This is a genomic window from Enterobacter cloacae complex sp. CDL013 (assembly GCF_049238805.1).
GTDB classification, from domain to species: domain Bacteria; phylum Pseudomonadota; class Gammaproteobacteria; order Enterobacterales; family Enterobacteriaceae; genus Enterobacter; species Enterobacter hormaechei_C.
Genome location: NZ_JBMKGT010000008.1, coordinates 266,792 through 286,851, shown reverse-complemented (window position 1 = coordinate 286,851; position 20,060 = coordinate 266,792). Strand labels below are relative to the sequence as shown.

At 56.4% G+C, this 20,060-nt stretch carries 20 protein-coding genes; 4 read left to right on the top strand and 16 right to left on the bottom strand.

Annotated features, from left to right (window positions below):
• Positions 1–162 precede the first annotated feature (162 nt).
• Positions 163–654, top strand: a complete 492-nt coding sequence (rfaH, locus tag ACOTXD_RS18390) for a transcription/translation regulatory transformer protein RfaH (RefSeq protein ID WP_003860779.1) — start codon at positions 163–165, stop codon at positions 652–654.
• Here rfaH and tatD read toward each other — a convergent pair.
• From tatD to udp, 9 genes are all read right to left on the bottom strand, one after another.
• Positions 651–1,433 (bottom strand): 3'-5' ssDNA/RNA exonuclease TatD, encoded by a 783-nt coding sequence (gene tatD / locus ACOTXD_RS18385; RefSeq protein ID WP_061856853.1) that lies wholly within the window; start codon positions 1,431–1,433, stop codon positions 651–653. The two genes, rfaH and tatD, sit on opposite strands and share 4 nt — an antisense overlap.
• Positions 1,434–1,474: 41 nt before the next feature.
• The gene (gene tatC, locus ACOTXD_RS18380) at positions 1,475–2,245 is read right to left on the bottom strand and encodes a Sec-independent protein translocase subunit TatC (protein WP_023315191.1); all 771 of its coding nucleotides are present in this window, start codon (positions 2,243–2,245) and stop codon (positions 1,475–1,477) included.
• Positions 2,246–2,247: 2 nt separating this feature from the next.
• Positions 2,248–2,790, bottom strand: coding sequence for a Sec-independent protein translocase protein TatB (gene tatB / locus ACOTXD_RS18375; RefSeq protein ID WP_003860783.1), 543 nt, complete (start codon positions 2,788–2,790; stop codon positions 2,248–2,250).
• A 3-nt stretch (positions 2,791–2,793) separates the two neighbouring features.
• On the bottom strand, positions 2,794–3,048 hold the full coding sequence (gene tatA / locus ACOTXD_RS18370; RefSeq protein WP_003860787.1) for a Sec-independent protein translocase subunit TatA: 255 nt from the start codon (positions 3,046–3,048) through the stop codon (positions 2,794–2,796).
• Between the two features lie 76 nt (positions 3,049–3,124).
• Positions 3,125–4,765 carry a ubiquinone biosynthesis regulatory protein kinase UbiB gene (ubiB, locus tag ACOTXD_RS18365; protein ID WP_022650180.1) on the bottom strand — a complete coding sequence of 547 codons (1,641 nt, stop codon included), beginning with the start codon at positions 4,763–4,765 and terminating at the stop codon, positions 3,125–3,127.
• Positions 4,762–5,367, bottom strand: coding sequence for a ubiquinone biosynthesis protein UbiJ (gene ubiJ, locus ACOTXD_RS18360; protein WP_003860788.1), 606 nt, complete (start codon positions 5,365–5,367; stop codon positions 4,762–4,764). The genes ubiB and ubiJ overlap by 4 nt, the downstream gene beginning before the upstream one ends.
• A gap of 13 nt (positions 5,368–5,380) precedes the next feature.
• Positions 5,381–6,136 (bottom strand): bifunctional demethylmenaquinone methyltransferase/2-methoxy-6-polyprenyl-1,4-benzoquinol methylase UbiE, encoded by a 756-nt coding sequence (gene ubiE, locus ACOTXD_RS18355; RefSeq protein WP_003860790.1) that lies wholly within the window; start codon positions 6,134–6,136, stop codon positions 5,381–5,383.
• Between the two features lie 66 nt (positions 6,137–6,202).
• Positions 6,203–7,660, bottom strand: a complete 1,458-nt coding sequence (gene rmuC / locus ACOTXD_RS18350; protein WP_058659941.1) for a DNA recombination protein RmuC — start codon at positions 7,658–7,660, stop codon at positions 6,203–6,205.
• A gap of 139 nt (positions 7,661–7,799) precedes the next feature.
• Positions 7,800–8,561 carry a uridine phosphorylase gene (udp, locus tag ACOTXD_RS18345; RefSeq protein ID WP_003860792.1) on the bottom strand — a complete coding sequence of 254 codons (762 nt, stop codon included), beginning with the start codon at positions 8,559–8,561 and terminating at the stop codon, positions 7,800–7,802.
• A gap of 259 nt (positions 8,562–8,820) precedes the next feature.
• Here udp and ACOTXD_RS18340 point away from each other — a divergent pair, with 259 nt between their 5' ends.
• Positions 8,821–9,627 (top strand): dienelactone hydrolase family protein, encoded by an 807-nt coding sequence (locus tag ACOTXD_RS18340; RefSeq protein WP_003860793.1) that lies wholly within the window; start codon positions 8,821–8,823, stop codon positions 9,625–9,627.
• A gap of 47 nt (positions 9,628–9,674) precedes the next feature.
• Here the strand turns inward: ACOTXD_RS18340 and metE are convergent, their stop codons facing one another.
• Positions 9,675–11,936, bottom strand: coding sequence for a 5-methyltetrahydropteroyltriglutamate--homocysteine S-methyltransferase (gene metE / locus ACOTXD_RS18335; protein ID WP_061856854.1), 2,262 nt, complete (start codon positions 11,934–11,936; stop codon positions 9,675–9,677).
• 116 nt (positions 11,937–12,052) lie between these two features.
• Between metE and metR the strand changes: the two genes are divergently transcribed.
• Positions 12,053–13,006, top strand: coding sequence for an HTH-type transcriptional regulator MetR (metR, locus tag ACOTXD_RS18330; protein ID WP_015570000.1), 954 nt, complete (start codon positions 12,053–12,055; stop codon positions 13,004–13,006).
• Here the strand turns inward: metR and ACOTXD_RS18325 are convergent.
• The 3 genes from ACOTXD_RS18325 to pldB all read right to left on the bottom strand — a co-directional run bounded on the left by ACOTXD_RS18325 (position 12,894) and on the right by pldB (position 15,700).
• A complete protein-coding gene (locus ACOTXD_RS18325) occupies positions 12,894–13,793 on the bottom strand; it encodes a carboxylate/amino acid/amine transporter (RefSeq protein ID WP_003860795.1) in 900 nt (299 codons plus the stop codon). The genes metR and ACOTXD_RS18325 overlap by 113 nt on opposite strands.
• A gap of 82 nt (positions 13,794–13,875) precedes the next feature.
• Entirely contained in the window at positions 13,876–14,676 is an 801-nt protein-coding gene (gene yigL / locus ACOTXD_RS18320; RefSeq protein ID WP_003860797.1) for a sugar/pyridoxal phosphate phosphatase YigL, read from the bottom strand.
• 31 nt (positions 14,677–14,707) lie between these two features.
• Positions 14,708–15,700: a lysophospholipase L2 gene (pldB, locus tag ACOTXD_RS18315; protein WP_015570002.1), complete on the bottom strand. Its 993-nt coding sequence runs from the start codon at positions 15,698–15,700 to the stop codon at positions 14,708–14,710.
• 111 nt (positions 15,701–15,811) lie between these two features.
• Between pldB and rhtB the strand changes: the two genes are divergently transcribed.
• Positions 15,812–16,432: a homoserine/homoserine lactone efflux protein gene (gene rhtB, locus ACOTXD_RS18310; RefSeq protein WP_003860798.1), complete on the top strand. Its 621-nt coding sequence runs from the start codon at positions 15,812–15,814 to the stop codon at positions 16,430–16,432.
• Here the strand turns inward: rhtB and rhtC are convergent.
• The 3 genes from rhtC to pldA form a co-directional block, all read right to left on the bottom strand.
• On the bottom strand, positions 16,429–17,049 hold the full coding sequence (rhtC, locus tag ACOTXD_RS18305) for a threonine export protein RhtC (protein WP_022650176.1): 621 nt from the start codon (positions 17,047–17,049) through the stop codon (positions 16,429–16,431). The genes rhtB and rhtC overlap by 4 nt on opposite strands.
• A 61-nt stretch (positions 17,050–17,110) precedes the next feature.
• Positions 17,111–18,940, bottom strand: coding sequence for an ATP-dependent DNA helicase RecQ (gene recQ, locus ACOTXD_RS18300; RefSeq protein WP_003860800.1), 1,830 nt, complete (start codon positions 18,938–18,940; stop codon positions 17,111–17,113).
• Positions 18,941–19,030: 90 nt separating this feature from the next.
• Positions 19,031–19,900 carry a phospholipase A gene (gene pldA, locus ACOTXD_RS18295; protein WP_003860803.1) on the bottom strand — a complete coding sequence of 290 codons (870 nt, stop codon included), beginning with the start codon at positions 19,898–19,900 and terminating at the stop codon, positions 19,031–19,033.
• Positions 19,901–20,060 lie beyond the last annotated feature (160 nt).

Here is a 20,060-nt window from a genome sequence, read left to right as displayed (position 1 = left end):
CTGTAAGCGCTTCATTATACGGCGTAAGACCGCGTGATGCTGTAATTTTGTTAAATTAGCGTGAACTTCCACGACTTACTCTCTTTTTCGCCATTATAATCACCTTAGCGATCCCGCCAGGGTTTTGGTATGCTTGCGCCCCGAACAATGGGAAGAGTGATTATGCAGGCCTGGTATTTACTGTATTGCAAACGCGGGCAACTTCAGCGCGCGCAGGAACATCTTGAACGTCAGTCTGTTAACTGCCTGACACCCGTGATCACGCTTGAAAAAATGCAGCGTGGAAGACGCACGACCGTCAGTGAGCCTCTGTTCCCGAATTACCTGTTCGTCGAATTCGACCCCGAAGTGATCCACACCACGACGATCAGTGCCACGCGCGGCGTCAGCCATTTTGTGCGTTTTGGCGCCCATCCGGCAAGAGTACCGTCATCGGTTATTCATCAGCTTTCTGTCTACCAGCAGCCTGAAGATATTACCGATCCGGAAACCCCTTATGCTGGCGACAGCGTGGTGATCACCGAAGGCGCCTTTGAAGGCTTACAGGCCATCTTCGCTGAGCCGGACGGTGAAGCGCGCTCCATGCTGCTGCTCAACCTGCTGAACAAAGAGGTGTTGCAGAGCGTGAAAAACACCGATTTCCGCAAAGTTTAGAACTGCACGCCAAACAGACGACGCACGTTATCATCGGTTTGTGCTGCCAGCCACTGCACATCTTCTCCCCGCCAGTGCGCCACTCGCTCAGCAATATGCCCCAGGTAGGCCGGTTCATTACGTCGTGATGGCGGTTTGGGCTGCATATCCCGGGGCAACAGATACGGCGCATCCGTTTCCAGCAGCAAACGATCGGCCGGGATAACGGGTAACAGCTCACGCAGTTCCAGCCCACGACGCTCATCGCAGACCCAGCCCGTGATACCCAAATAAAACCCGCGGTTCAGGCAATCCAGCGCTTCCTGACGGGAGCCCGTAAAGCAGTGCAACACCGCGCCCGGCAGTTTCTCCAGCCAGGGTTCCAGTAGCGCCATAAAACGTTCATGCGCATCGCGACAGTGCATAAACACCGGCATCTCCAGCTCTGCTGCCAGCGCGAGCTGGGCGGTAAATGCCTTCTCCTGCTCTTCAGGCGTCGAGAAGTTACGGTTGAAATCAAGCCCGCATTCGCCAATGGCAACCACTTCTGGCGTTTGTGCCAGACGATGAAGCGCCTCAGCGCTTTCATGCGTCCACTGGCTGCTGTCATGAGGATGCACGCCTGCGGTGGACCAGCAGTGTTGATAGCGTTGCGCCATCTGCCGTGCCTGCTCACTCTCATGCAGATTCGTTCCCGTCAGTAGCAGCCCACCCACGCCGGCGGCAAAGGCGCGCGCCACCACCTCATCGTGGTCTTTCGCAAACTGGGAGCTAGTGAGGTTAAGCCCGATATCAAACATACGTATCCCCATATGACAACCGCCCTGACGGGCGGTTGGTTTTATTCTTTCGTGGTCTCTTCAGACGGCTCGTCTTCTTCGTCCCGGGTACGCCCCTTTCCGACGTAGAAACGAGCGAAGAATACGCCGACTTCAAACAGGCAGTACATCGGTATCGCCAGTAAGGTTTGCGAGAAGACGTCCGGTGGCGTTAACAGCATACCTACAACAAATGCCCCCACAAGGATGTACGGGCGCTTCTTACGCAGATCGTCAGGCGTGGTCACCCCTACCCAGCAGAGCAGGACAATCGCTACGGGCACCTCGAAGGCGACACCAAAGGCCATAAACAGCGCCATGACGAAGCTGAGGTAGCTGGCGATGTCCGTCGACACCTGCACCCCTTCCGGCGCGGTATGCGTCAGGAAGCCGAAGGCCAGCGGGAAGACAACGAAGTAGGCGAACGCCATGCCGATGTAAAACAGCAGCGAACTGGACACCAGCAGCGGAATAACCAGCTTGCGTTCATGCCTGTACAGCGCGGGCGCCACAAATGCCCAGACCTGATACAAAATGACCGGTGCAGATGCAATCAACGATACCCAGAAGGTCAGCTTGATGGGGGTAAAGAACGGTGAAGCAACGTCCGTTGCAATCATCGTCGCGCCCAGCGGCATCTGTTTAATCAGCGGCGCGGAAACCACCTGATAGATATCGTTGGCGAAATAGACCAGACATAAAAAAATGAGGAAAACCGCAATAATGCAGTTTAACAGGCGCTTACGCAGCTCAATGAGGTGCGCAATCAGCGGTTGAGTATCATCTACTGCCATGTTTACGCTTTATCACTCGACGAGGGGGATGATTCGGAAACAGGCGCGGCGGGTTTTACCTCAGCCGTTTTGACCACGGGCTCTTCCGGCGGCACCTGCTTTTTCACTTCGGGCTCCTGCGGCGATTGCTCTGGCGAAGCGGCCTGATGCTCCGCGCTGGAAGGCGTCACACCCTCGCGCTGCTCTTCGCTGCCCTTCACCACCGGATTATGGATGGTGTTTGCTTCATCGCTCGCCTTCTCAGGATCGTTAATGCTGTATGAGCGCTTCATGGATTCAGCCGCTTCGCGTAACTCATCCATTGATGCTTTCAGCTCCGGCGTCAGGTTATCCATGCTCGCCTTTTCAACCTTTTTCAGGCTGTCCTGAAATTCCTGAAGCTTCAGCTCCTGTGCCAGCTCGTTCTGCACGGTAGTTGCCAGCGAGCGAAGTGCCCGCACCCAGCCCACGACGGTTTTCACCGCAACGGGTAAACGCTGCGGCCCCAACACAATCAGACCAATCACAAAGACCAGCAGTAACTCACCAAAACCAATGTCGAACACGAATTACACCTGCTCTTTATCGTGACGTTTAGCCTCTTCCTTTTTGGCTTCGTCCTGCTTATCGGCGATGGATTTAGCGGTAAAATCAGCATCCTGACTGGTTTTTTCCTGCTTATTCTCATCATCGCTCATGGCTTTCTTGAAGCCTTTGATTGACGCGCCCAGGTCGGAACCAATCGATCCGAGTTTTTTCGTGCCAAACAGCAGCACAACGATGACGGCAATGATCACTAACTGCCAGATACTGATACCACCCATGCGTGTTCCCCAGTGATAGATGATTAATTAGTCAGATCGCATTATACGTATGCAATCTCTCGATAGCGACGCTAATTCAGCGCGTTTTTCGCCAGCCAGCAAGCCAGACAACCACACCGGCAGCCATAATCCAGGCTGGCATCATTTCCCAGTCCGGACGATTGATCAACAGCAACGTGCCGCTTATCAGCAGCGTCGCGCCAATTCCGAAGAGATAGCGGGACTGCCCCTGACGCACGCGACTGGATTGAAGCTCGTGCGCGATTTTATCCATGCTGTGCTGAAGGTTCTTGCTCTGACGCAAACTGTCGTAAACCAGTTCAGGAATTTCAGGCATTTTTTCAATCCAGAACGGGCCTTTCTCTTTAAGCGAGCGAACCAGGGCTGGAATACCGACCTGATCCTTAATCCAGGATTCGAGGAACGGTTTCGCGGTTTTCCACAAGTCTAACTGAGGATAGAGCTGGCGGCCTACGCCCTCAACGTAAAGTAATGTTTTCTGAAGTAAAACTAATTGTGGCTGCACTTCCATATTGAAACGGCGTGCGGTGTTGAACAGGTTGAGCAGGACGTGTCCGAAAGAGATCTCCGAGAGCGGCTTTTCAAAAATCGGCTCACAGACGGTGCGGATCGCAAATTCAAACTCTTCCACGTTGGTATCTGGCGGAACCCAGCCTGAATCCACGTGCAGCTCGGCCACCTTACGGTAGTCGCGATTGAAGAAAGCGATAAAGTTCTCGGCGAGATAACGCTTATCCTCTTTATTCAGCGAGCCGACAATACCGCAGTCGATGCCGATGTATTTAGGATCTTCCGGGTGCTCATAGCTGACAAAAATGTTGCCCGGATGCATGTCAGCATGGAAGAAGCTGTCGCGGAAAACCTGAGTAAAGAAGACCTGCACGCCACGTTCGGCCAGCAACTTCATGTTGGTGCCCTGTTTTTCCAGCGCCGTCACGTCCGAGACCGGAATACCGTAGATACGTTCCATCACCATCATGTTCTGACTGCAATAGTCAGAATAGACTTCAGGAACATACAGCATCGGGCTGTCTTCAAAGTTTCGACGCAGCTGAATGGCGTTCGCCGATTCACGCAGCAGGTTAAGCTCATCAATCAGCGTTTTTTCGTATTCCCGTACCACTTCCAGCGGACGCAGACGGCGGCCATCCGGCAACAGACGCGGCACCCAGCGAGCCAGGCGATAAATCAGCTTCATGTCTGCTTTGATAACCGGCAGGATATCCGGACGAATCACTTTAATGACCACCTCTTTGCCATTTTCCTTCAGGCGCGCAGTATGAACCTGCGCAATAGAGGCAGAGGCCAGAGGCTGAATATCGAAATCATCAAACCAGGTCTCGATGGGGATATTGCCCATCGCTTCTTCGATTTGTTTCTTCGCTCTCTCTCCGTCAAACGGAGCGACGCGATCCTGCAATAGTGCGAGCTGATCGGCAATCTGCGGTGGAAAAAGGTCGCGACGTGTTGAGAGCATCTGCCCAAACTTGATCCAGACCGGTCCCAGCTCCTGCAACGCAAGACGCAGGCGTGCGCCCAGCTCCTGATCCTTATGGCGATTCGGCATCCAGAACAGCGTGCGACGCCAAAGCCGAAGCGGCAGAGTGATACGCATTCTGGGGATAAGCTCGTCGAGCCCGTAGCTCAAAAAGGTGCGAACGATAAAATAGAGGCGCCGAATTTCACCAGGCGTCATTTGCCCTCCAGTTTTTCCAGCCGTTTGGTTAACGCATCAACTGCGCGCTCAACTGCCGCGGTCTCTTCTGCAAACCAGGCGACTTCTAAAGGCCCCGGCGCCATACGCCACTCTTCGGTCAGCACCTCGGCAGCATAGCGCTGTTGACGGAGCAGACCTTTACGCAGGAAAGCGGAACCCGTGCGCAGCGTTTTGCTTATCCCTTCAGCCGCGATGTCGCCGATATAGGGCGCCAGCAGTTCCGCCGGGTCGAATTCAGCCTGATCGCTGAGTGCAACGAAGTTCTGTACCACCTGAATATCGCCTTCGACCTCCAGCTCACCGCTGCGAATAAGCGCCGTCATCTGCTGACGGTCACGCAGTTTTGGTAAGACGCTCATGTGCGTAATTACCGAGCAATCAGCTTCGCCTTCCCACTCCCCCAGAACGTCAAGCTGGCGTTCGCTGAAGACCAGCACAAGCGGCGTCGAAAACTCCTTTAACACGATGCGCAGCACCTTTCCGTTAAGCCGCTGACGTGCGGTTTTCAGCGCCGGAGCGCGATACAGAAAGGCATTCAGTACATTCTCGATGCCTGCGGTGACTAAGGGTTTAATGGGCACAGGAAACCTCCACTCAGAACTTGTAACCACGATGCAGCGCGACGACACCCGCCGTCATATTGAAGTATTCCACGTTTTCAAACTCGGCATCCTGCATCATCGCTTTCAGCGTGTCCTGATCCGGGTGCATTCGGATGGATTCGGCCAGATAACGGTAACTTTCTGCATCGTTTGCCACCAGCTCGCCGATGCGCGGCAGAACGTGGAAGGAATAGGCATCGTAAGCTTTGCTCAGCGGGTCGATAATCGGTTTAGAAAACTCGAGAACCAGCAGTCGGCCGCCCGGCTTCAGCACGCGGTACATGGAGCGCAGCGCTTTATCTTTATCGGTCACGTTACGCAGACCGAAAGAGATGGTGATGCAGTCGAACGTATTATCCGGGAACGGCAGCGCTTCGGCGTTGGCCTGAACATATTCAACGTTGCCTACCACGCCGATGTTACGCAGCTTTTCGCGTCCCATTTTCAGCATGGAGTCGTTGATATCCGCCAGCACCACGCGGCCGGTTTCGCCAACCAGACGGGAGAATTTAGCGGTCAGATCCCCTGTGCCTCCGGCTAAATCCAGCACCGTTTGTCCACGGCGCACGCCGCTGCAATCAATAGTGAAGCGCTTCCACAAGCGATGAATGCCGAATGACATCAAATCATTCATCACATCGTACTTCGCCGCCACGGAATGAAATACGTGGGCCACCATGTCAGCTTTCTGCGCTTTGGCGACAGTCTGAAAGCCAAAGTGCGTTGTGTCTTGTGAATCGTCAACCATCTCAGAGCCTGCTAATCAGTCAAATGTTCGTGAAGTGTAACAGATTGGGCGCATTTGCCCTACGTTTCAACCACCGTGAAAGAAACGTGCCGGCTGCGCTTCGGGGGATAAACTCGCCGCTAAACCGTTGTCTTCATTGCGGCTATTTTGCTCACCGTCGCCTTCACGCAGACGAAACTCTTCGTCCTGAGCGGTAGCCTGCTCCACCAGTTCCGGATTAATCTCGCGTTTAACTTCCACCCCCAGGCTGCGAAACGCCTCCGCCTGCGCCAGCAAATTGCCACGCCCGGAGGAGAGTTTTTTCATCGCCTGGCGGTAGTTATCCTGCGCGCGATCCAGGCTTTGCCCCACCGAGGACATATCGTCCACAAACAGCCGCATTTTGTCGTACAGCTTGCTGGCGCGATCGGCAATCTGCTGCGCGTTACGGCTTTGGTGCTCATAGCGCCACAGGTTGGCAATGGTACGTAACGCCACCAGTAGCGTGGTGGGGCTGACCAGCATAATGTTATTTTTCAGCGCTTCGGTGATCAGTTCGGGCTGTCTGTCGAGCGCCAGCAGGAAGGCTGGCTCAACCGGAATGAACATCAGCACATAATCCAGCGATCGCAGCCCCGGCAACTGCTGATAATCTTTTCTGCCCAGCAGACGGATATGGTTACGCACGGAGGCGATGTGCTCCTGCAACGCTGTTTCGCGGGTGTAGTCATCTTCCGCGTTGAAGTAGCGCTCATAGGCCACCAGCGTCATTTTGGCGTCGATAACCACATCTTTGCCCTGTGGCAGACGAACAATGACATCCGGCTGCATCCGCGAGCGCGCATCGTTTTCAATGCTGACCTGCGTTTCGTATTCGTATCCTTCACGCAGGCCAGAGGCCTCCAGCACGCGCGTCATGACCACTTCGCCCCAGTTTCCCTGCGCTTTGTTATCACCTTTCAGTGCGCGCGTCAGGTTAACCGCCTCCTGAGCCATCTGCGCATTCAGCTGCTGGAGATTACGAATTTCATGCGCCAGCGTGTGGCGCTCGCGGGCCTCCTGACCAAAGCTGTCCTGTACCTGACGTCGAAAGCCGTCCAACTGCTCACGCAGGGGCGTCAGCAGGCTGTTCAGGCTCTGACGGTTCTGCTCATCCACGCGACGATTGCTGTGCTCAAAAATGCGGTTCGCGAGGTTCTCAAACTGCTCGCTAAGACGCTGCTCGCTGTTGATCATCTGACGGATTTTGTCTTCGGCGTGCAGTTGGGTGGACTCAAGGCGGGTGGTCACTTCCCGGAGATCGGCCTCCAGCGAGGTGTTAATGTCGCGCAGATTGCGCAGTTCGTTATTGAGCAGTTCGCACTCGTCGCGCCAGTGGTCACTCAGCGCAAGCTGTTGTTTCGTCGCGCTGAGTTCGGCGACGATCTCTTCGCGCTCTGCCAGCTGATCGGCTTTCTGCTGCGCATGCTGGTAGCCGCAAATGAGCCAGCCAATCCCCACGCTCACCAGCGCAACTACCGCATAAACCAGGATTGAGATATCCACAATGCCCCCTGCATCCACGTCTAACCCGCACAAAATAGAATTGTGCTGTATGAACGTCCAGTTTGAAAGGGTTTTCCTGCGAGGCGTTACGCAAAAAGAAAAGGCCGAGCATGTCGGCCTTTTAGCACTGAAGAGAGAATTAGATCAGGCGGCGCGCCGCTTCAACCACGATTTTCACCGCATGGCTTTCAGTCTGCTTCATGGTTTCAGCGTTCGGGATCTCCTGTTGGGTACGGTTGACGATAACGCCCGCCACCATACCGGCACGCAGACCCTGGCTCGCGCACATGGTCAGCAGCGTCGCAGATTCCATTTCGTAGTTCATGACGCCCATCGACTGCCACTCTTCCATGGAGCCTTTGAAACGGCTCACCACGCGACCAGAGAAGGTGTCGTAACGCTCCTGGCCCGGGTAGAAGGTATCGGAAGAGGCAGTTACGCCCACGTGGGTGGTGGCGCCCACGGATTTCGCGGCTTCAACCAGCGCGGTGGTGCATTCGAAATCGGCCACTGCCGGGAATTCCATCGGAGCAAAGTGCAGGCTTGCCCCGTCCAGCCGCACGGATGCGGTGGTAACCAGCACGTCGCCCACGTTGATGTGCGGCTGAATGGCGCCTGTGGTGCCGATGCGCAGGAAAGTACGAATGCCCAGCTGCGCCAGCTCTTCAACGGCGATAGAGGTAGACGGGCCACCAATACCGGTAGAGCACACGATCACCGCTTTACCGTCCAGCTCTGCGCGCCAGGTGGTGAATTCGCGATGCGCTGCCAGCTTAACCGGCTTATCCATCAGCGCGGCGATCTTTTCCACACGCTCTGGATCGCCAGGGACGATAGCAAGCGTAGCCCCTTGTAAATCGTTTTTAGTGAGGCCGAGATGAAAAACATCAGACTTAGACATAGGTGACTCCTCTGTGGGTCGGTTTGTCAGAAGAAGTAAAACGGTACTTTACAGAAGCAATACGCATTATTTCGTGACACACCTCACCATGAATGAAAATGATTGCAGCTAATTTCCATAAAATAGTGATTCATATCACATTAACAAGTTATATCGCCGGGTGCTGCACAAAAGATAGACGCTATAAGGCACTGTGGGTTGTTAACCTGGTGTCTATATTTATCTTTGCGCTAATCCATTCATTGGTACGGAGAATGCCATGACTGAAAAAACCGGTTTTGCACCTGCTGCGGCCCCGCACGCTTCAACCATCGTCTCAACCCCTGAAGAAGCCATTACCGCAGGCGAGACCTCCATTCCCTCCCAGGGAGAGAACATGCCAGCGTACCACGCGCGGCCAAAATCTGCCGATGGCCCGCTGCCCATCGTGATCGTGGTGCAGGAAATATTTGGCGTTCATGAACATATTCGCGACCTCTGCCGCCGTCTGGCGCTGGAAGGTTACCTGGCCGTTGCGCCGGAACTCTATTTCCGTCAGGGCGATCCGAATGATTACAGCGACATCCCGACGCTGTTCAGCAACCTGGTCAGCAAAGTGCCGGACGCGCAGGTGCTGGCCGATCTCGACCACGTTGCCAGCTGGGCGGCGCGCAACGGTGGCGACCCGCACCGTCTGATGGTGACCGGCTTCTGCTGGGGTGGACGCATTAGCTGGCTGTATGCCGCGCACAACCCGCAGCTGAAAGCCGCTGTGGCCTGGTACGGCAAACTGGTGGGTGAAAAGACCCTGAACTCGCCGAAACATCCGGTTGATATCGCCACCGATTTAAATGCCCCGGTGCTAGGGCTGTATGGCGGTCAGGATACCGGCATTCCGCTTGATACCGTCGAGACCATGCGCCACGCGCTGCGGGCGGCAAACGCGAAGGCCGAAATCGTGGTGTACCCGGATGCGGGACACGCGTTTAATGCCGATTATCGTCCGAGCTATCACGCGGAATCCGCGAAAGATGGCTGGCAGAGAATGCTGGCGTGGTTCAGCCAGTACGGCGGGAAGAAAGCGTAATACCAAAAGCCCGGTGGCGGCTACGCCAACCGGGCAATCCAGCCCCACTACGCCTGACGCAAATTCTGCGCCGCCTGCACCATGTTCGCCAGCGCCGCGCGGGTTTCAGGCCAGCCGCGAGTTTTCAGGCCGCAGTCCGGGTTTACCCACAGACGTTCCGCCGGGATGCGCTGGGCCGCTTTTTGCAGCAGCGATTCAATCCACTCCACGCTCGGCACGTTAGGGGAGTGAATGTCATACACGCCCGGCCCGATTTCGTTCGGGTAGTCGAACTCTTCGAACGACTCCAGCAGCTCCATGTCTGAACGCGAGGTCTCGATGGTGATCACATCGGCATCGAGCGCGGCAATGGAGTCCATTATGTCGTTAAATTCGCAGTAACACATGTGGGTGTGGATCTGCGTGTCGTCCTTCGCGACGGCCGCGTTGAGGCGGAACGCCTCCACGCCCCACTGTAAGTAAGCATCCCAGTCGCTGCGACGCAGCGGCAACCCTTCACGCAGCGCCGGTTCGTCGATCTGAATGATGCCAATCCCCGCCGCTTCCAGATCCGCCACTTCATCACGCAGCGCCAGGGCGATCTGTTTGGCGATGGTTTCCCGGGATACATCTTCACGCGGGAACGACCAGCAGAGAATGGTCACCGGCCCCGTCAGCATGCCTTTTACCGGTTTGTCGGTCAGAGACTGGGCATACTTCGCCCACTCCACGGTGATCGCTTCCGGGCGGCTGACGTCGCCGATCACCACCGGCGGCTTCACGCAGCGGGAGCCGTAGCTTTGCACCCAGCCGTTCTGGGTAAAGACAAAGCCGTCCAGGTGTTCACCGAAGTATTCCACCATATCGTTACGCTCGGCCTCGCCGTGCACCAGCACGTCCAGACCCAGACGTTCCTGCTCGACGATCGCCTGTTTGATGTGTTCCGCAATGCCGGTGCGGTAGTGATTCGCATCCAGATTGCCCTTTTTGAAGTCCAGGCGCAGGCCGCGGATCTCGGTAGTCTGCGGGAAGGAGCCGATGGTTGTGGTCGGCCACGCGGGCAGGTTAAAGCGCGCACGCTGGGCTTCGGCGCGCACTTCATACGGGCTCTGGCGCTGGCTGTCCCGGGCAGTGATGGCCGCCAGACGTTTTTCCACCGCCGGGTTATGCACGCGCGTCGAGTGACGGCGCGCCTGGATCGGAGCGCTCCAGTGGGTAATCGCAGCCGTGTCGCCGCTGTTCAACGCGTCGCGCAGTAGAGCCAGCTCCTCACACTTTTGCAGGGCAAAGGCAAACCAGCTTTTCACCTCAGCGTCGAGTCGGGTCTCTACGCTCAGGTCGATCGGGCTGTGCAGCAAGGAACAGGAAGAGGCTACCCACAATTCACGTTTACCGACAATGTCCTTAATTTGTGCATATTTCTCGGTGAGATCGGCACGCCAGACGTTACGACCATTCACCAGACCGGCAGAGAGCAGCCACTCCGCAGGCAGACGCTTGTGCAACTCTGCCACATCGTCTTTGCCGTGAACGAGATCAACGTGCAGACCCTGAACCGGCAGCGCAGTAATGGTGTCGAGGTTAGGCGTTACGCCCTCGAAATAGGTGGTCAGCAGCAGCTTCACCTGGCCCGTGAGCGCGTCATACGCCGGTTTGAAGGCATCCAGCCACGCCTGCGGCAGCTCAAGCACCAGCGCCGGTTCATCGATTTGCACCCACTGAATACCGCGCTTACCCAGCTCAATCAGCACCTGCTTATAAACCGGCAGAATATCGTTCAGCAGGCTGAGGCGGTCGAACTGCTCACCTTTCACTTTGCCCAGCCACAGGTAGGTGACCGGCCCCAGCAGCACGGGTTTCACCTGGTGACCCAGCGCCAGCGCTTCGTCCACTTCATCCAGAAGCTGGGTCCAGGTCAGTTTGAACTGCTGGCCCTTAACGAACTCCGGCACCATATAGTGATAGTTGGTGTTAAACCACTTGGTCATTTCCGCCGCTGCCGCTGGCTCACCCGTTGGCGCGCGGCCACGGCCGATGCGGAACAGGGTATCGATATCCACCGATCCATCGTTGTTCTGATGACGAGCCGGCACGTTGCCAAGCAGCAGGCTGGTGGTCAGAACATGGTCGTACCAGGCGAAATCGCCCACCGGCAGCAGGTCTACGCCCGCCTGTTTTTGCTGATCCCAGTGACGCGCGCGCAGCTCGCGTCCCACCGCCAGCAGTTCTTCGCGGGTGGCGTTACCCGCCCAGTAGCTTTCTTGCGCTTTTTTCAGCTCGCGACGCAGACCAACGCGAGGGAAACCGAGAGTGTGAGTGCGGATTGTCATGGCATACCCCTTGTAGAAATTCGTTATTTAGACGTCCAGATGTTTACACTTCTATAATTGGCAGGTACTGTATATTCCTCAAGCGCAAAATGTTCATGCCGAAGTGAAGGACTTTCATGATCGAGATTAAACACCTGAAAACGCTACAAGCGTTGCGGAACTGCGGTTCTCTTGCGGCGGCAGCGGCCACGCTGCACCAGACTCAGTCTGCCCTTTCTCACCAGTTCAGCGATCTGGAACAACGCCTCGGCTTTCGTCTTTTTGTGCGTAAGAGCCAGCCTTTGCGCTTTACGCCGCAGGGCGAAATTTTGCTTCAGCTGGCGAACCAGGTGCTGCCGCAGATTGCCAGCGCGTTGCAGTCCTGCAACGAGCCGCAGCAGACCACCCTGCGCATCGCCATTGAGTGTCACAGCTGTATTCAGTGGCTGACCCCCGCGCTTGAGAACTTCCGCCAGAAGTGGCCGCAGGTGGAGATGGACTTCAAATCCGGCGTCACGTTTGATCCGCAGCCGTCGCTTCAGCAGGGTGAGCTGGATCTGGTGATGACCTCAGATATTCTGCCACGCAGCGGTCTGCACTATTCGCCAATGTTTGATTTTGAGGTGCGTCTGGTGCTAGCCCCGGACCATCCGCTGGCCGCCAAAACGCGTATCACGCCGGAAGATCTGGCAACGGAGACGCTGCTGATTTACCCGGTACAGCGCAGTCGTCTGGATATCTGGCGCCATTTCCTGCAACCCGCAGGCATCAGCCCACAGCTGAAAAGCGTGGATAACACGCTGCTGTTAATTCAGATGGTGGCGGCCAGAATGGGAATTGCGGCGCTGCCGCACTGGGTGGTCGAGACGGTTGAACGCCAGGGTCTGGTGGTCACCAAAACCCTGGGTGAAGGACTGTGGAGCCGGCTGTACGCCGCCGTGCGCGATGGCGAGCAACGTCAGCCAATTACGGAAGCGTTTATTCGCTCAGCGCGGAACCACGCGTGCGACCATCTTCCGTTTGTGCGGAGCGCGGAGCGACCCAGCGGCGATGTACCCACAGCGAAGCCAGGATCACCGTTCCCCCAATAAGGAAACTCGGCCAGTGCGGCTGCTCCTGCCAGATGGCGAGGTTCACCAGTAGCCCTGCCGGCACGTGCACGTTGTTCATGATCCCCAGCGTTCCGGCGTCTACCTGCGTCGCGCCGTAGTTCCACATAAAATAGCCCAGCCCCGAGGCCACCACGCCCAGCCAGACCAGAACGCTCCACTGCACGGGGGTGGTCGGCAGCTTTTGCGGGTTGCCGAGCATAAACCATGCCGCAATCGCGACAATCGCCGCGCCCATATAGAACCACGCAAACGCGTTATGCTGCGGCATCGGGCGGGTCTCCATCAGGCGTTTGTAACCCACCATCCCGATGGCAAAGCTGATATTAGCGAGCTGGACGAACATCAGCCCGGTCCAGAAGTGATCGCTTACCTTGTCATAGCGAATAATCGCCGCGCCAATGACTGCCAGCGCAGCGCTCAGCAGATATCCCCAGCGCAGGCGGCGCCTGCTGAGCAAGTCATAAATCAGCGTGATGTAGAGCGGCGTCAGCACGGTGAAGAGCAGAAATTCCGAGACGGACAGGTAAACGTAGGCCCGGAAGCTGAACAGGTACATGATGCCGAGCTGCATCGCGCCTACCAGCATGTACAGCAGAATAGTTTTTAGCGACTGCCCGCGGGTACGCAGGAACGGCAGGAACACCAGCGCCGCCAGCCCCACGCGCATCAGCACCGAAAAGTAGCTGTCGACCGATCCGGCAAGGTATTCGCCAATCAGACTAAAGGAGAAGGCCCACAGGATAGTCGTGATAATGAGTAGCGCCACAATGCTTGTCTCTCAGAAAGAAGGAGAGGCATTGTAGCGAACTCTTTAGTTGACATCTGAACAATAAACAATCAAATGAAGATTATTCAAGGAACAGTTTGCGCAGATACTTAGGTACCGCGTTGTCTGCGTTCGTGCCAATCACTTCCAGCTCCGGGTGCAGATCTTTCAGGCGCTGGTGCGCGTTCTGCATGATGCAGCCTTTACCCGCCATGGAGAGCATCTCGGCATCGTTCATGCCATCGCCAAAGGCGATACAGTCTTTCAGATCAAAACCCAGCCGTTTCGCTACCGCTTCCAGCGCGTGACCTTTGGACACCCCGCCCGCCATCACTTCCAGACAGGTCAGCGTGGAGAAGCTCACGTTCACGCGGTCGCCCCAGCGGGCGTTGATCGCCTGCTCCAGCGGCAGTAACTCCTCATGATTTACACAGGTGAAGAACACCTTACTGATCCCTTCCGGCTCCAGCAGACCCGGCTCGTACAGTGAGTACTGGAATACGGCTTCCTTGAAGAAGCGCATCTCTTCCGGGCGATGGCGGTTCATAAACCACTCGTCGTCGCGGTAAACGTTAGTCACGATATCCGGGTTGTTATGCACAATGCCGAACAAATCAGTGGCGATGTCACGATCGAGATTATGGGTAAAAATCAGGTTGCCGTCCGTGTCATGTACGCGCGCACCGTTAGAGGTGATCATGTACGACTTGATCTCCAGGTTATCGCGGATCTGCCCCACGTCCACGTGGTGGCGACCGGTGGCGAACACGAAGTTCACGCCACGGGCAGTCAGGAGTTTTAGGGTCTCTTTCGCATAAGGCGACAGGGTGTGGTCGGGGGAAAGCAGCGTGCCATCTAAATCAGATGCAACAACCTGGTACATAGGGATTTCAACCTCTGGTGGAAAACAATAATCAGTTATGCCTGTTGAAAAATTCAACAATGGCGTTGAGCGCGACTGAGCGCATAGCGTCCTTTTCAAAAAGGATCTCATGGTACGCACCGTTGATGACCAGCGGTTTACCCCCTTCACAGGGATGGCCCGCAGCGGCGCGAAGTTCACAATAGCGGTCATGCATGCGGTTATCCACCACACGCTCTTCTTCCGCCTGGATCAGGAGCGTCGGCGTGTCATCATCGCCTACGCCTGCCAGCACCTGTTCACCGGCATGAATACCTTCCCGCACCCAGTGCCAGGTGGGGCCGCCGACCCGCAGACGCGGTTCATCGGCATAAAAACGCAGGTTGCGCCGATAACGCTGCCGACTGTGGGTTAACACGTTGATGGCAAACGGTAACGCCCGCCAGCGTCCTGTTCCGATGGCATAGCCTTCTCGAATGCGCTGATGGCCCTCAGCCCAGTCGAGAAGATGGCGCACCATCCAGTCAGGAAAACGTATCACAATGCCGTACATCGGCGCGGTCAGCGCAATGGCGTCGCACTGGTGCTTATGGCGCTGCAAAAACAACGTCGAGATCGCGCCCCCCATGGAGTGGGCAAGAATATAACGCTTGCGCCACGGTCCGGGCTGCACTTCCTGCTGCCAGAACGCGGCCAGATCGTCGACGTAATCGCTGAAGTTATCCACGTGGCCGCGATGGGTATCCGGTAACATCCGGCCGGAAAGCCCCTGCCCGCGATGGTCGATAATTAACACATCAAAGCCCAGATGGAACAGGTCATACGCCAGCTCGGCATATTTGATATAGCTTTCGATGCGCCCGGGGCAGACCACAATCACCCGGTCATTTTTTTCATCACGGAAACGAACGAAGCGTACCGGGATTTCCCCGACGCCCATAAACTCATCTTCCTCACGCTGGCGCCAGAAATCGGTCAGCGGCCCCATGGAGAAAGCAGCAAATGCGTTTTCTCGTGTTTCCCAGTCCTTTTTCTGCTGAAACATTGGGTTTCCACCCCCCGTAATTCAGGGAATATCGTTTTTTTCGTCACCGGTCACAAAATGACTCAACAATAGCGTATTGTGGCATAAAAACAGACGATCCGGGAGTTTCAAATGACCTTCGAGTGGTGGTTCGCCTACCTGCTGACATCCATCATCCTCAGCCTTTCACCTGGCTCGGGCGCAATCAACACCATGACCACCTCCATTAATCACGGCTATCGCGGCGCGGTGGCGTCAATCGCCGGTTTACAGACCGGGCTTGGCATTCATATTGTGCTGGTGGGGATTGGTCTGGGCACGCTGTTCTCCCGTTCGGTGCTGGCCTTCGAGGTGCTGAAATGGGCTGGCGCAGCGTATCTTATCTGGCTGGGCATTCAGCAGTGGCGCGCCGCTGGCTCGATTGATCTGCATACGCTCTCCCGGACGCAAACACGCGGCCACCTGTTTAAGCGCGCGGTGTTCGTTAACCTGACCAACCCGAAAAGCATCGTGTTCCTCGCCGCCCTGTTCCCGCAGTTTATCGTGCCGCATCAGCCACAGGTGATGCAGTACGTGGTGCTGGGCGCAACCACCATTATTGTCGATATCATTGTGATGATTGGTTACGCGACGCTGGCGCAGCGAATTGCGGCGTGGATCAAAGGGCCTAAGCAGATGAAGGCCCTGAACAAAGTCTTTGGTTCGCTGTTTATGCTGGTTGGCGCGCTGCTTGCGTCAGCGCGTCATGCTTAGCGAGAAATGATGAGATGAATGCCGAAGCCGGCGAACAACGCGCCGGCGAAGCCGTCGATCCACTTCGCGATGCGCTGGTAGCCGCGACGCATCGCCGGTAAGGCAAACAGGCTTGCCACAACGGTAAACCAGGCGAACGTTTCCACAACGATCAGCAGGAAGATCCCCCAGCGCGCGCCCGCGCCGACGTTATCCCCCACAAACAGCGAGAATACCGAGCCGAAGTAAATAATTGCTTTCGGGTTCGCCAGGTTGGTCAGCAGCCCTTTCACAAAGCTACGGCCGCCCGTTGCCAGCTCAACCTTTGGCTCTTCCGGCTTGCTCTCTTCTTTCTTCAGCGCTCCGCGCAGCATCTGGTAGCCCATCCAGCACAGGTACAGACCGCCGCCAACCATAATGATGTTATGCAGCCACGCCATTTTCGCCAGGATCAGGTTCAGACCGAGCAGCGCAACCGCCGCCCAGACCATGACGCCCATGGTAATACCGAGCACACCCATCATCGCCTCTTTGCGGGAGCGGCTGACGGCCGTTTGCGACACGAAGAAAAAATCAGGGCCTGGGCTCATCAGCGCAACGATGTGCACTAACGCCACGGTGAGAAATAGCATTAACATAATTAGCTCGCGGGGAAATAATACAGTGAGTCACCATCCTGGCACTTTTTCGCCCGGCTGACTACTCCTCATCATCACCATCAGCGTGGGAACGGATGAGCGCCATAAACTCTTTACCGAAGCGCTCCAGCTTGCGCGTGCCGACGCCGTTGACGCTGAGCATCTCGCTGGCGCTGAGCGGCATTTGCTCGGCCATCTCGATCAGCGTCGCGTCGTTGAACACCACGTATGGCGGGATGTTCTCTTCATCGGCAATAGCTTTACGCAGCTTACGCAGCTTGGCGAACAGCTTGCGGTCGTAGTTACCGCCGTAGGATTTTTGCATCACGCGCGGCTTCAGGGCGACGACGCGCGGAACGGCGAGCTTCAGTTCAACCTCGCCACGCAGGACCGGTCGCGCCGCTTCGGTCAGCTGAAGCGCAGAGTGCTGGGCAATATTTTGCGTGGCAAAGCCGAGGTGGATCAGCTGGCGGATAATACTCACCCAGTGCTCATGGCTCTGGTCTTTCCCGATGCCATAAACCGGCAGCTTGTCGTGACCCATATCGCGGATACGCTGGTTGTTAGCCCCGCGCAGCACTTCAACGACGTAGCCCATCCCAAAGCGCTGGTTCACGCGTCCGATAGTCGAGAGCGCTTTGCGCGCGTCCATCAGGCCATCGTACTGCTTCGGCGGGTCGAGGCAGATATCGCAGTTGCCGCACGGCGCCTGACGCCCTTCACCAAAGTAGTTGAGCAACACCAGACGGCGGCAGGTTTGCGCTTCGGCGAAGGCCCCCATCGCGTTAAGCTTGTGGCGTTCGATATCCTGCAACTGCCCCTGCGGTTTCTCTTCCAGACAGCGGCGCAGCCACGCCATATCCGCCGGGTCGTAAAACAGCATCGCTTCCGCAGGCAGGCCGTCACGCCCGGCGCGGCCGGTCTCCTGATAGTAGGATTCGATATTGCGCGGAATGTCGAAATGCACCACAAAGCGCACGTTGGGCTTGTTGATCCCCATCCCGAACGCCACCGTTGCGACCACGATTTGCAGGTCGTCGCGCTGGAATTTTTCCTGCACGTCGGCGCGGATGTGGTTCTCTAACCCGGCATGGTATGCCGCCGCGCTAAAGCCGCGATTTTGCAGACGCGCAGCGGTGTCTTCCACCTTTGCGCGGCTGTTGCAGTAGATGATGCCGGACTTGCCGCGCTGCTCCTGCACGTAGCGCAGGAGCTGATCCAGCGGCTTGAACTTTTCCATCAGCATATAGCGGATGTTCGGGCGGTCGAAGCTGCTGACCTGAATATACGGGTCGTTCAGTCCCAGCAGGCGAACGATGTCCTGACGCGTGGTGTCGTCCGCCGTGGCGGTAAGCGCCATAAACGGCAGCTCGGGGAAGCGCTGACGAAGCTGGCCGAGGGCGGCGTATTCCGGGCGGAAATCGTGCCCCCACTGGGAGATACAGTGCGCTTCATCCACCGCCAGCAGCACCGGGTTCCAGTGCGCCAGGTGGTCGAGGAAGTTGTCCAGCATCAGGCGCTCTGGCGCGATATACAGCAGGCGAACCTGTCCGGTGCGGCACCCGGCCATCACCTCTTGCTGCTGCTCGCGAGTTTGCGTTGAGTTAAGACAGGCCGCCGCCACGCCGTTGGCGAGCAGCTGGTCGACCTGGTCTTTCATCAGGGAAATAAGGGGTGATACCACAACCGTCAGGCCATTAAGCACCAGCGCGGGTACCTGATAGCAGAGCGATTTACCGCCGCCGGTCGGCATGACCACCAGGCAATCGCGGCCTTCCAGCACGGTTTCAATGATGGTTTCCTGGCCAGGACGGAACTGCTGGTAGCCAAAGGTTTCATGCAAAACCTGTTTAGCCAGCGATTCCTGATTCAATACTTCCGCCTGCGCCACGTTAACCCCATATGCCAGAAATGAAACAGGCGCTATTTTCAGCGCCTGAGAGAGAAACTTCAACGTTTAACGCAAAAACATTCGAGCAGCTTAGAAAATATCGTTCAGCATGACGCCCACACCGACACGGGTCTGGTTGAAGTTGTAGTCGATCAGCGATTCGCCATACCCGCTATACACCTGAGTATAGAGACGAACGTGTTTCGTTACCGGGTAGCTCAGGCCCAGCTCTGCACCGCCGTAGCCGGTATTCCAGTTGTACTGGCCTTTGGCACTTAGCACCGCGTCACCCAGCTGATAGCCCACTTTAAGCTGATAGTAGCCCATATATTTGGTGATATCCGGGTTGTCATCGGTGCTGCCTACTACGTACCACGGCTTCACTTCCACCATGAAATTGCCGTTCTGCGCCATCAGACGCGTATAGATGCGGTTCCAGCTGCGTGAGGTTGGGTCGGAACGACCGTTGGAATCGTGGTTATAGCCCACCTCCACGTCTCGCAGCGTCCAGCCTGCAAACTCATAATCGGTGGCGAAACCGAGGAACAGCTGCGGTTCATAGTTGGTTTCGCGGAACGGTGATGATTCCCCGCTGTTGGAGAGCTGCCACCATGACTTCTGCGTGTAGGACGCGCCAAGTACCGAGTTCGGCCCCAGGATGCCGCGCCAGAACGGGAAGGCGAGGCTGAGCTGGAACTTCACCTCATCTTTACGCGCATTATCAGACCAGTTATAGGAGCTTATCGCCTCTTTGTTGAGATCGCTGGTCTGGGTGTAGATCACGTAGTTTGTGTCATACGGGTACAGCGTGAACGGATTGTCATGCTCCTGAAGCATATTGGCGATGATGCTACCCTTAACGGCAGGTTTATCATGCACCTCTTTGATCGTCGCTTCCTGCGCATATGCTGTGAGGGGCAGCGCAACCGCCGCCAGTAACCAACCCAGATACGTCCGCATCGGTGGTGTTCTCCTGAAATGGTGACATTTAATGAATAGTTTTGTCCGGGCATTCTACAGACTTCTGCGATAACTTCCGCTTCCTCGTTTCTTAAAGTGGCATTCCTTTATCCTGAAGCATAAAATCAACATTTTGTTAACAACAAGGATGCCACGTCAG